The organism is Coriobacteriia bacterium (assembly GCA_014859305.1).
Taxonomy (GTDB): Bacteria; Actinomycetota; Coriobacteriia; order Anaerosomatales; family Kmv31; genus Kmv31.
Map to the genome: position 1 here is coordinate 17405 of JACUUM010000034.1, position 12402 is coordinate 29806.

The 12402-nt window shown below is 69.7% G+C and carries 6 protein-coding genes and 1 rRNA gene; 5 read left to right on the top strand and 2 right to left on the bottom strand.

Translation table 11 applies throughout. From position 1 onward, the window contains the following. Positions 1-29: 29 nt before the first annotated feature. Together polX and IBX62_07565 are read left to right on the top strand one after the other, a co-directional pair. Positions 30-1766: a DNA polymerase/3'-5' exonuclease PolX gene (gene polX / locus IBX62_07560; protein ID MBE0476935.1), complete on the top strand. Its 1737-nt coding sequence runs from the start codon at positions 30-32 to the stop codon at positions 1764-1766. Positions 1767-1881: 115 nt separating this feature from the next. Continuing rightward, a complete protein-coding gene (locus tag IBX62_07565) occupies positions 1882-2598 on the top strand; it encodes a DNA-3-methyladenine glycosylase (protein MBE0476936.1) in 717 nt (238 codons plus the stop codon). Positions 2599-2664: 66 nt separating this feature from the next. On the opposite strand, the gene IBX62_07570 is transcribed toward IBX62_07565, so the two are convergent. Continuing rightward, the gene (locus tag IBX62_07570; GenBank protein ID MBE0476937.1) at positions 2665-4902 is read right to left on the bottom strand and encodes a PBP1A family penicillin-binding protein; all 2238 of its coding nucleotides are present in this window, start codon (positions 4900-4902) and stop codon (positions 2665-2667) included. 127 nt (positions 4903-5029) lie between these two features. On the opposite strand from IBX62_07570, the gene IBX62_07575 reads away from it, so the two are divergent. Then, positions 5030-7450, top strand: coding sequence for a U32 family peptidase (locus IBX62_07575; protein ID MBE0476938.1), 2421 nt, complete (start codon positions 5030-5032; stop codon positions 7448-7450). A 50-nt stretch (positions 7451-7500) separates the two neighbouring features. Here the strand turns inward: IBX62_07575 and IBX62_07580 are convergent, their stop codons facing one another. Further along, complete coding sequence (locus IBX62_07580) at positions 7501-9957, bottom strand: PBP1A family penicillin-binding protein (protein ID MBE0476939.1); 2457 nt, start codon at positions 9955-9957, stop codon at positions 7501-7503. A 460-nt stretch (positions 9958-10417) separates the two neighbouring features. Between IBX62_07580 and IBX62_07585 the strand changes: the two genes are divergently transcribed. Next, positions 10418-11602 (top strand): tyrosine--tRNA ligase, encoded by a 1185-nt coding sequence (locus IBX62_07585; protein MBE0476940.1) that lies wholly within the window; start codon positions 10418-10420, stop codon positions 11600-11602. A gap of 739 nt (positions 11603-12341) precedes the next feature. Continuing rightward, a 16S ribosomal RNA gene (locus IBX62_07590) occupies positions 12342-12402 on the top strand; the annotation flags it as partial.

Sequence of the window (12402 nt, forward strand, 5' to 3'; positions counted from 1 at the left end):
AGAGCGAGTCGCGTCGAGGGGAGGCGCGGATGCCCGAGTTCGACAACGCGGCTGTCGCGTCGATGCTGGACACGATGGGCGACCTGCTCGAGGTCTCCGGCGCCGACAAGTTCCGCTTCCTGTCCTACCACAAGGCGGCCAACAGCATCCGCGCCTATCCCGAGCCGCTCTCGGCGCTGGCCGCCGAGGGGCGGCTCACGGATGTGCCCGGCATCGGTGTGAAGCTGGCCGCCTCGATCGCCGAGATCTTCGACCGCGGCACGTTCCCCGAGTTCGAGCAGGTGAAGTCGGAGTTCGCGCCCGGTATCATCCGCGTCATGGAGGTCCCGGGGGTAGGCCCCAAGCGGGCGCGGCTGCTCTACGACGAGCTGCAGGTGACCTCGGTGGAGGACCTCGAAGAGGCTCTGGCGGCCGGGCGTCTCGAGGGGCTGCCCGGCTTCGGAGCCAAGACCATCGAGAACGTCGCGGCCGGCATCGAGCGCGCCAAGGCGCACCACGAACGCATCCTGCTGATGGACGCGCTGCCGCTCGCCGAGCGCATGGCGGAGGAGCTTCGGCGCCTCCCCGGCGTCGTGCACGCGGAGCCGGCCGGCTCCATCCGCCGGATGCAGGAGACCATAGGCGACATAGACATCCTCGTCGCCGCCGAGGACCCTTCGGCCGTCATGGAGCAGGTCCGCTCGCTTCCGATGGTCGTGCGCGTGCTGGGCAGCGGCGGTACGAAGACGAGTGTGCTGGCCGCCAGCGGCCTGCAGGTCGACGTGCGGGCGGTGAGCCCCGAGACGTGGGGCGCCGCGCTGCAGTACTTCACGGGCAACAAGGACCACAACGTACGGGTCCGCGAGGTGGCCAAGCGCGCGGGGCTGAAGGTGAGCGAGTACGGTGTCTTCCGCGTCGAGACCGGGGAGCGCATCGCCGGAGCGACCGAGGAGGAGGTCTACGCCGCGCTGGGCATGGCCACGCCGCCGCCCGAGTACCGGCTCGGGTCGAGCGAGGTGGTCGAGGCGCTGGAGCACCGGCTTCCCCGGCTGGTCGAGCTCGGCGACATCCGCGGCGAGCTGCACGCCCACACGACGTCCACGGACAGCCGGTCCTCGGTGGAGGAGAACCGGGAGAAGGCCGCGAGGCTGGGCTACGAGTACGTCGCCGTGACCGACCACGCATACGAGCTGCGCATGGTGCGCGGCCTGTCGGTCGAGCAGCTCGAGGAGCAGTGGGCGCTGATCGACGCCGTGAACGGCGACGGCTGCGCGCCCCGTGTGCTCAAGGGGATCGAGCTCAACATCGCCGACGACGGCTCGGTGGACTACGCTCCGGAGGTGCTCGCGCGCTTCGATATCTGTCTGGCATCGATACACGCCGGGATGCGGCAGCCCAGAAAGCAGCTCACGGACAGACTGCTGCGCGCGATGGAGAACCCCTACGTCGACGTGATCTCGCACCTCACGGGGCGCATACTCGGGCGGCGCGACCCGATGGACCTCGACCTGGACGCGCTGTTCGCCAAGGCGGCGGAGAGCGGGACGATCCTGGAGATCAACTCGTACCCCGACCGCCTCGACCTGACCGACGCGCACATCCGCGCGGCCAGTCGCCTCGGCGTGAGGTTCTGCCTCGGCACGGACGCGCACTCCTCGGCGCACATGGACTTCATGTCCTACGGGGTGGCGATCGCCCGCCGCGCCGGCCTGACGCCCGACGATCTCCTCAACTGCCAGCCGCTGGACGGCGTCCCGGGTTGGCTCAAGCGGTCCCGCATCGCATGACGCCCCGTGACACGGCGCTCGTCGGAGCGTTCATCGTCAGTACTGTCGACCGGCCGGCTTGACGTACGATACGTCTCGCTGACGCGCCGGTGGAGGAGGGAGCCCAGTGCATCGCATGGGCGGCGGAGACCCCGAACGCGAGTCGTTCGCGCCGACGTGGGAGGAACGGTTCCCCCACGCGAGGGTGTTGCCCGAGTCGTTCTTCGCCCGTCCGACGGAAGAGGTCGCGCCCGAGCTCCTCGGCAAGGTGCTGGTGAGCAGGTCGGGAGGGGTCGTCACCGGAGGGCGCATCGTGGAGGTCGAGGCGTACCTCGGCGTGCACGACCCGGGGTCGCATGCGGCCACGAAGGGGGTCACGAACCGCAACGCGGTCATGTACGGGCCGCCGGGGAGGGCGTACGTGTACTTCACGTACGGGAACCACCACATGGTCAACCTCGTGTGCGAGGCGGAGGGTGTGGCCGGGGCCGTGCTCGTCCGCGCACTCGAGCCGCTGGCCGGTGTCGACGAGATGCGGCGGAGGCGCGGCGGGCGTCGGGACACGGAGGTCGCGAGCGGTCCGGGTCGCCTCGCCCAAGCGCTCGGCGTCGACCTGTCGGACAACGGTGCTCCTCTGGGGGAGGGGCGCCTCGCGGTGCTCGACGCGCCGCTGCCATCGGAGGCGGTGCGGATGTCCGGGCGTGTGGGGTTGAGCGCCGGGCACGAGCTCGACCTGCGGTTCTATCTCGAGGGCAGCCGCCACGTATCGAGAGGACGGACCGGACCACCGTCGAGGACGAGTCGGACGCCGGTCGGCCATGGCCCCGGGGGCGGCGCCTGGCGCCCGCACTAGGTAGCGTCTGTAGCGTCTCCCGAGGCGCGACGGAGGAGGCCCGATACGGGTGCTCTCAGCGGCCCGTCAGCGTCCGTCCTCGGACGGCGGCGCCTGCTGCTCCTGCTTGGGCGGCGCCTGCTGCTCCTGCTTGGGCGGCGGTTTCGCCTCCTGATTGCCGCCGCTCGCCGGCGGTTCCGGCGGCGGTTCCGGCGGCGGTTCGGGTGGCGGGGGAGGCGGAGGGGGAGGCGGCTTGGGCTGGCCGGGCGCAGGCTGGTCGTTCCCGCCGGTGTCCCCCCCGCTCGGCGCCTTCTTCTTCGGAGCAGGCTGAGACGGCTGCGACTGCTTCTCGTCGCCGTCGTCCTCGTCGCCCTCGGACGGCGCCTTGCCCCCGATGGCCTTCTTCTTGCCGTACTTCGGGGAGGGCGCAGACTCGAAATCCAGCGGCTCGACGCCCTTGAGCGCCTTGGACATGTAGTCGGCCCAGATGGGGGCCGCCAGCGTGCCACCGAAGCCGCGCACTCCGCGGATGGACCGCATCGGGCGTTCGGACTCGTAGTAGCCCACCCACACCGACGTCACCAGTTGCGGCGTATAGCCGACGAACCATGCGTCGCGGTAGTTCTGGCTGGTGCCGGTCTTGCCGGCCACCGGCCTCCCGATCTGGGCCCTGCGCCCCGTGCCGTTGGTGATGACGCCCTTGAGGATCTTCGTGGCCGCGTACGCGATCTCCTTGTCCAGCGCGCGCTTGCCCTTGGGCTTGGCCTTGTAGATGGTCTCGTTCTCGGCGTCGACGACCTTGGTTATGGCCAGCGGGTTATGGTGGATCCCGCCGGTCGCGAGCGTCCCGTACGCCGAAGCCATCTCGAGCGGGGTGACGTTCTGGCTGCCGAGCGCGATGGAGAGGTAGTGCGGGACCTCCGTCGTGATCCCCATACGCTTGGCCGTCTGAGACACCTTCTTGGCGCCCACCTCCTTGATCATCCGGGCGAAGACGGTGTTGATCGAGGATTGCGTCCCCTTGGCAAGCGTCACCATGCCTTGCCCTCTACCCTCCGAGTTGGAGACCTGCCAGGGAGGGCTGTAGCGGCCGGTCGGGATGACCGCGGGTGAGGACGAGTTCACGTAGGTGTTGGGCGAGAACCCCTCTTCGAGGGCCGCGACGAGGACGAACGTCTTGAACGACGAGCCCGGCTGGCGCTTGCCCTGGGTGGCGAGGTTGAACTTGTTCTTCCCGTAGTCGTTGCCGCCCACCATCGCCTTGATGTGGCCGTCACGCGGATCGATCGAGACCAGGGCGCAATCGGGGTCGCCCTTCTGCCCCAGCCCCCGCTTCACGGCCTCTTCGGCGTAACGCTGCTGCCGCGTGTCGATCGTGGTGTACACCTTGAGCCCGCCCTTGAACACGACCGCGGCCGAGTACTTCTGCTGGAGCAGCTTCTTGACGTGCGCGACGAAGTAGTGCGCGCTGTGGATCCCCTGGGCGGGCTCCTCGGTCTTCTTCAGCTTCACCGGCGTCGCGACGGCCTCCTCGTAGCGCGCCTGGTCGATGTAGCCGTTCTTGAGCATGCGGGCGAGCACCTGGTTGCGGCGCTTCAGCGACCCTTCCGGGTTCTCGAAGGGACTGAGCTTCCCCGGCGACTGCGGCAACCCCGCGAGGAGCGCGGCTTCGGGCAGCGTGAGCTGGCTCGCGCGCTTCGAGAAGTACGTGCGCGCCGCGGCTTCGGCTCCGTAGGCCCCCTCGCCGAAGTACACCGCGTTCAGGTAGAGCTCTAGGATGTCCTGCTTGGACTTGCGCTTCTCCAGTTCGCTCGCCAGGTACATCTCGCGGACCTTGCGAGCCGGCGTGATGTCGGTCCGCTCCTCCTGCAGGACCGTGTTGCGGATGTACTGCTGGGTGATGGTGGAGGCGCCCTCCTTGACGCTTCCGGCGGCGATGTCGATGGCGGCGGCGCGGAGGATGCCGATGAGGTCGATGCCCCGGTGCTCGTAGAAGCGCTCGTCCTCCACGGCGACGAGGGCGTTCGGCAGGTCCGTCGAGATCTGCGAGTACTTCACGACGGAGCGGTTCTCGAGGTACAGCCGCGCGATCAACTCGCCGTCCGACGAGTAGATCCGTGTGGGCATCGGGACCTTGAACGCATCGGGGGAAGAGATGTCGGGCAGGTCCTTCAGCCATGACCGGACGAAGGCGTAGGCGGTCAGGGTGCCGGCCCCGGTGAAGAGCACGGCGAGGACCGTCAGCAGGAGGAAGGACTTGAGGAGGATCTTGAGACCCCTGTTGCCGCCGCGCTTGTGCCGGTGGCGGGCGCGCCTGCTTGACATCGCGCTCCCTTCGTAACCAGGCTGTATTGTGCCCCATCGCCGCCACGGCGCGCCACTCGGGACCGCGCCTCGTGGCGGAGACGTAACGTTTTCCGGCGGATGGTCCGCCGAGACGAGGAGATACCCCGTGAGCCTCCGTGCGAACCAGCGACCCGAGCTCCTCGCGCCGGCCGGCGGACCGGAGGCGCTGCTCGCGGCGGTCAACAACGGTGCCGACGCGGTCTATTGCGGCCTCGGCACGCTGAACGCGCGCCTTGGCGCCGAGAACTTCACCCCATCCGCGTTGGCCGAAGGCTGCCGCTACGCGCACCTGCGGGGAGCGAAGGTATACCTGACGGCGAACGTGCTCGTTCACGACGACGAGATCCCGGACGCGATCGAGACTGTCATGTCGGCGTGGGAGGTGGGGGTCGACGCCGTGATCGTGCAGGACGTCGGACTCATGCGCGCACTGCGGGGACGGGCACCCGACGTCCGCCTCCACGCGTCCACGCAGGTGAACGCGCACAGCCTCGCTTCGGTCCGCCAACTCGCCCGCCTCGGTGCCGCTCGGGTCACGCTCGCGCGCGAGACGTCGCTGGCCGAGATCGACCACTTCGTGGACGAAGGCGGCGTCGAGGTCGAGAGCTTCGTGCACGGCAGCTTGTGCTACTGCTACTCCGGCGCCTGCCTGCTCTCCTCGGCCATCGGAGGGCGGTCGGCGAACCGCGGGATGTGCGCGCAGCCCTGCCGCCTGCCCTACGAGCTGATCGACGAGGCGGGGCGCGCGGCGTCCCGGGGAGGACGCTACCTGCTCAGTCCCAAGGACCTGGCCGGCATCTCGGTCCTGCCCTCGCTGGTCGCCACCGGGGTGTCCGCGCTGAAGATCGAGGGCCGGATGAAGAGCCCGGAGTACGTGGCGCTGGTCACCGGCGTGTACCGTGCCGCCATCGATCGTGCCGTCGCCGACCCGGAGGGGTTCGAGGTCACGGCGGCGGAGTGGGAGGCGCTCGAGGAGGCCTTCAGCCGCGGCTTCACGCAAGGGTACCTCACCGGCGTCCGTGACGAGCGGATGATGAGCCGCTCGCGTCCGAACAACCGCGGCGTGCCGCTCGGCCGGGTGTCCTCCGCGGAGGCAGCGGGTGCGACCGTCGCCTTGGAGAGAGCGGCCGAGTCCGACGACGTCGTGGAGTTCTGGACGCGAGAGGGGCGCTTCGCCCAGAAGCTCGGGCCGATGCGGCTCGGTTCGACCGCGGTGGCGGTCGCACCGGCGGGATCGCTGGTGACGGTAGCGATCCAGGGGCCTACCGCCGCCGGCGACCGCGTCTTCCGCGTCGCGAACGCCTCCCTGCTCTCGGCTGCGCGCCGGACGTTCCGGGCCGGTCGCGAGCAGCTCCGGCCGCTGGAGGTCGCCTTCCGGGTCCGTCTGCGCGAGGGCTCCACGCTGCTGGTCGAGGCTCGGTCCGGCGAGGCGGCGGGGAGAGGGGAGGGTCCGATCGTGGAGCGCGCTCGGACCAAGCCGATCACCGCCGGCGAGGTGATGGAGCACGTCGGCCGCCTCGGCGGCACCGACTGGCGACCCGGCTCGTGGGACCTGGAGCTGGACGCTGCTGTCGGCATGGGCTACTCGGCGCTGCACGCCGCGCGGCGCGAGGCGCTCGAGCGGCTCGAGGGACGACTCCTGGCGCCATGGAGACGGAGCGTCGCGCGCTCGGAGGCGCCGTCCGTGCCATCCCCGAAGCGGCGAGGCGGGGGTCGGGCCGGGCGGCCGCAGGTCGTCGCGGTGGCAGGGGAGCTAGGCACGCTCGAGGCGGCACTGCAGGCCGGCGCGGACCGGGCGCTGCTCGACGTCACCTCGTGCCTGCGGCCCGTGCGGCTGCCTCCGCTAGTCGCGCCCCTGCTGCCGCGCGTCGTCCACGACGTCGAGCGCGAGCGCGTCTCCGCCTGGGTGCGCGAGGGGGGGACGGTGGCGGCTGCAGACCTTGGTTCGCTGTCGCTGGCCGCTGCCGCCGGCGCGACCGTGGAGGCGGATTGGCCGCTGAACGCGCTGAACGCATCGACGGTGGAGGCGCTCGCCGAGATGGGCGCGTCGCGGGTCTGGCTCTCGCCCGAGCTCTCGGGACGCCGCATGGCGGGCGTCGCCTCCGCCTCGCCGGTGCCCGTCGGGGTCCTCGCTTACGGCCGAGTCGAGCTCATGGTCGCGGAGCACTGTGCCCTGCAGGCCAGCGGACCGTGCGCAGAGGGGTGCGTGCGCTGCGCCCGAAGGGCCACGCGATGGCGGCTGCGCGACCGGAAGGGCTTCGAGTTCCCGGTCACGACCGACACGTCGGGTCGCTCCCACCTGTACAACTCGGTCCCGTTGGACCTGGCGCGGGCCCTGCCCGAGCTGGTCTCCGCGGGCGTCGCCGCGCTGCGCCTGGACTTCCGGACGGAGGCCCCGGAAGAGGCCGCCGTGCTCACGGCCGCCTTCGTCGGGCGGATGGAGGCCGCACTCGCCGGAGTTCCGCTGCCCGACGGGCCACTGGGCGCCACGGGGACCTCGGGCCACTTCTACCGAGGCGTCCGCTAGCCGGAGATCGAGCCGTGCGCGCGTGCCTGCGAGACGGCGACGTCGGCCGTCTACCGGACGGTGACCGACAGCCTGGCGGTGCCGACCTGGCCGCGGTCGTCCGTGACCCAGAGCACCACGTCATAGGTGCCCGGGGTCGCGTACCGATGGGTCACCTCGACGCCTTCGGCCTTCGTGCCGTCGCCGAACTCCCAGACCCACTTGACGACCTCCTTGTCGTCCGTCGAGCCGGAGCCGTCGAACGCCACCTCCTCGCCGGCCGAGGGCGCTTCGGGCGTGACCGTCATCCTCGCGACCGGCGGCCTGTCGTTCCCGCCCCCCGTCGACACCACGATCGTGACGACCGTCTCGGTGGTCCCGGTACTGCCTGGCTTGGGCGATTGTTCCGCCACGATGCCCGCCGCGACTCCCGCCACATCGCGCTCGACGACCTTGACCAGCAACATCAGCTTCTTGAGCGCCGCGATCGCAGCCTGCTTGGTCATGCCGACGAGGTTCGGGATCCCGATCCGGACGGGGGCGGTGTGCACGTCGCAGGCGTCGGGCACGGCCTCGGCCAGGAAGAGGGCCTTGCGCGTCTCCTCGCAGTACTCTCCGGCGCGCAACCCGCTCAGAGTGCAGACGGACACCGTCTTGAGCCCCTCGGGCTTCGCGAAGTCCTTGGCGGGCTCGCCGCCGAGCGCCGAGCGCATGAAGCTCGCCCAGATGCGGGCGGGGAAGGAGCCGCCGGTGACCTTGATCCCGTGCACGTTGGTCATCTCGCGCTGCTCCTCGGGGTAGCCCACCCACACCGCCGTGGCGAGCTGCGGGGTGTAGCCGACGAACCACGCGTCGCGGTACTCCTGCGTGGTACCCGTCTTGCCGGCGACGGGCCGGCCTATCGCCGCCGCCTTGCCGGTTCCAGAGGTGACGACACCCTTGAGGATGTCCGTGGTCAGGGCCGCGATCTCCGGGTCGAGGGCCCTGCTCTTCTTGCGCTCGGCCTTCATGAGGACCTCTCCGGTGGCGTCGCGCACCTCGCGGATCCCGTGGGCGCGGACGTGGACGCCCTCGTTGGCCAGTGTGCCGTACGCGGAAGCCATGGCAAGGGGCGAGACTCCCTGCTCGTGGCCGCCCAAGGCGATGGCGGGCACGGGCGTCATCTCCTCGCGGATCCCCATCTTGCGGGCCGTCTCGACCACCTTCTCGGGACCTACGGCCATGATGAGCTGGGCGAAGACAGAGTTGACCGATCGCTCTGTGGCTTCGCGCAACCGCATCGGCCCTCGCCGCCCACCGCCCGCGCCGGTGACCTTCCAGGGATCGCTGCCGGCTACGGTGAGCCTGACCGGACCGCTCTCGAAGGTGGCCTCGGGTGAGATGCCCTGCTGTAGGGCTGTGACCAGCACGAACGGCTTGAATGCGGAACCCGGCTGTCGCCGGCCCTGCACGGCGACGTTGTACTGCTGCGTGCCGAAGTCCCTCCCGCCGACCATCGCCACGATCTCGCCGGAGGCCGGGTCTATCGCCACGAGCGATGCCGACGGGTCGCCCTTGCGGTTCAGTGTCTCGCGCACGGCGCGCTCCGCCGCCTCCTGGATCTTGAGGTCCAGGGTCGTCTTCACGGTGATCCCGCCGCGGTAGACGGCGTCCGCTCCGAACTCCTCGACGAGGAGGGACTTCACGTACTCGACGAAGTACGGCGCGCGCGCCTTGGCCCTGTCGAGACCCTTGAGCTCGAGCTCGGCAGCGAGCGCCTCGGCGTACGACTCGCGGTCGACGTAGTTCTCGGCGACCATCTGCGAAAGCACGGTGGCGCGGCGCCTCTCGGCCGCCTTCTCGTCCAGGTAGGGCGAGAACCTGGCCGGGGCCTTGATCACGCCGGCCAGCACGGCCGACTCCGGAAGCGTGAGGTCGCCGACATGCTTGCCGAAGTAGACTTGCGAGGCCGCTTGCACGCCGTACGCTCCGTGGCCGAAGTAGATGGTGTTGAGGTAGAGCTCGAGGATCTCGTCCTTGGTGTAGCGCTTCTCCACCTGGTAGGCGAGCATGCCCTCCATGACCTTGCGCTTCACGGTCTTCTCGGGCGTGACGAACGCCTGCTTCACGAACTGCTGCGTGATGGTCGAGCCGCCCTGGACCTTCGAGCCGGTGCGGATGTCGACGAGAACGGCGCGCGCGATACCCCACGGATCGACGCCCTTGTGCTCGTAGAAGCGCTTGTCCTCCGTGGATATGACGGCGCGGCGCAGCTCGATGGGCATCTCGGTGAGCGGGACGTCCGTGCGGTTCTGCTCGGCGAACAGTTCGACGAGCGTGCGGCCGTCACGGTCCTTGATGACCGAGGTCTGGTCGCGCCCCTTCATGTGGCCGGCGGGATCCGGGAGCGACTTGGAGATGTGGGCGTAGACGGCCGCGGCTGTGACGCCCAGCGCGACCGTCGTGATCAGCGCGAGCAGCGCGGCGACCTTCAGGGCGCGCTTCAGGCGGCCCGCCGGCCTCCTCCGCCAGGCGCTTCCGCTCGGCACCCCCCCTTGCGGGCCAGGTCTCCGCCCGGACGCGGGCCTTCCGGAGGACGTCGTCGGCGGCGCGCTCACCCGGGGTATCGCCCGCGTCGGCTGCCCGCCCGCGGAGGGGGCGCGGTCCCGAGGAGAGGGAGAGGGAGCGGGGCCGTCGGCCGACCCGCTCCTCGGTCGAGGCTTGGGCCGCGGTCGCGGCTTCGGTGTGCGCCGCTCGCCGCGGCCGCTCCTGCCGGAATGGTCCATGCGCTCCTCGCTCTTTCGGCGATCCGAGGCCCTCTCGAGGGCCGGATGACCGGCCGGGCGGGGCAAACCTTCATGCTAGTATGACGTGCGAACGTCGAGCCAGCCAAGGCACTCCCGCCTCGTCACCGCCTCGTCACGCGTCCGCCGTGCCGGAGCGCCTGCGCGAACACGGAGGCGGCGTGCGGGGAAGGCAGCCGGTACGGTGGGACGCGCCCAAGACCAGATGCACGTCATCCGCAGTGGAGCGGCGGGTGTCGCACCGGCCGACGCACTCCTCGAGAAGCTTCGGAGCGGGCGGCAGCTCGTCGCGAAGCTCGGCGTGGACCCGACCGCGCCGGATCTGCATCTCGGTCATGCGGTGCCGCTGCGCAAGCTGCGCCAGTTCCAGGACCTCGGCCACAAGGTCGTGCTCATCATCGGCGACTTCACGGCGCTCATCGGTGACCCCTCGGGCCGCAACACGACCCGGCCGGCACTGACGGGCGAGGAGATCGAGGTCAACGCGCAGACCTACATCGAACAGGCCTTCCGGATACTGGATCCCGACGCGACCGAGATGCGGCGCAACTCCGAGTGGCTCTCCCCGCTGGGCTTCGCGGACGTGCTGCGGCTCACCAGCCGGTTCACCATCGCGCGCATCCTCGAACGTGACGACTTCCAGAAGCGCTATCGCGAGGGAGTGGGCATCTCGCTGCACGAGTTCCTCTACCCTGTCGCGCAGGCGTACGACTCGGTGGCCGTACGCGCGGACGTGGAGATCGGAGGGACCGACCAGCTGTTCAACCTGCTGGCCGGACGAGAGCTGATGGAGAAGCTCGGTCTCGAGCCGCAGGTCTGCCTGACATTGCCTCTGCTCGAGGGCACCGACGGCGTCCAGAAGATGAGCAAGACCTACGGCAACTACATCGGCCTCACGGACGAGCCCGACGACATGTTCGGCAAGGTGATGTCGATACCCGACGAGCTCACGGTCAAGTACTTCCGGCTCGCGACATCGGTTCCCGTGGGCGAGGTCGACGCGATCGAGGCCGCTCTGGTCTCCGGCGAGGCGCACCCCGGCGAGGTGAAGCGCCGCCTCGCGCGCGAGATAGTGGCCCTGTATCACGGCCAGAAGGCTGCCGACTCCGCAGAGGAGGCGTTCGACCGCGTCTTCAAGCGTCACGAGGCACCCGAGGAGATGCGGAGTCACGTGCTCGCCGAAGAGACGGTCTACCTGCCCAAGGTGCTCGAGGATCTCGGATTCGCCACCTCACGCTCGGAGTCGCGCCGGCTGATCGACCAGGGTGGCGTGAGGATAGACGGGAGGCCCGTGACCATGTACGGGGGCGACCGGGCGGCCTTCGTCGGCGTCCTTCAGGTCGGGCGCCGGCATTGGGCGAGGCTGGTCTTGCCGCGGTCCGAGACGTAGCGGACACCGTCTCGGTGCCGTCCGGACCTGGCACGGCGCGTGCTCACGGGGTCCGCCGCAGCGGGTCGCGACGGGCCCGCGACCGGCGGGGGGTCTCCGGCGAGGGTTGACACCGGCGTCGCGCGTGATAGGATGCGACGCCCTGTCCGGCGGGGGGTGGCCGAGGAGTGTTTAGGACGCGCTCCCCCGGGGTATCATCCATTTCCGCCCCGGCCGGCCGACGCGGCCAGCAGGTCGAACAACGTGGTGTTTGCATGCCTCCGGGGTGGGTGGTATCCTACCCGTTGCCGCTTCGACCGGGCCAGTGTTGGACTGGAGCGATCTTGATAAACGGCACCAGGATGGAGTCAATCGGATAGGGCGGGTCAGCTACCGAAGGTGGCGTCTCGGCCGCCGACTTGACGCCTCCGCGAAGACGGGGGCGTTTTGATTGTCCGGAGGGTACGTGCGACAGACGCGCAAGCTCCGGGAACTGCTCTGAGAAGCGATTGACAGCGAGGGGATCGACCGGTAAGGTAACGCCTCGCTGCGCCTGAACCTTGAAAACCGGATACTGTGATGAAGCCAGTAAGGTCCGCAAAGCGGACCACATTACCCCGTCTTGCCGAGAGGGTCGGTCAAAGGACCAAACCGGCGGACACCGACCCAAACCGCCCGGGTCTCCTTTACCCGGTGCAGGTGGGTCACTCCGGATCGAGCAGATCCAACCTTCGTGTATCACAGGGCTTGCCCTGTGACCTTTTCCACGGAGAGTTTGATCCTGGCTCAGGATGAACGCTGGCGGCGTGCTTAACACATGC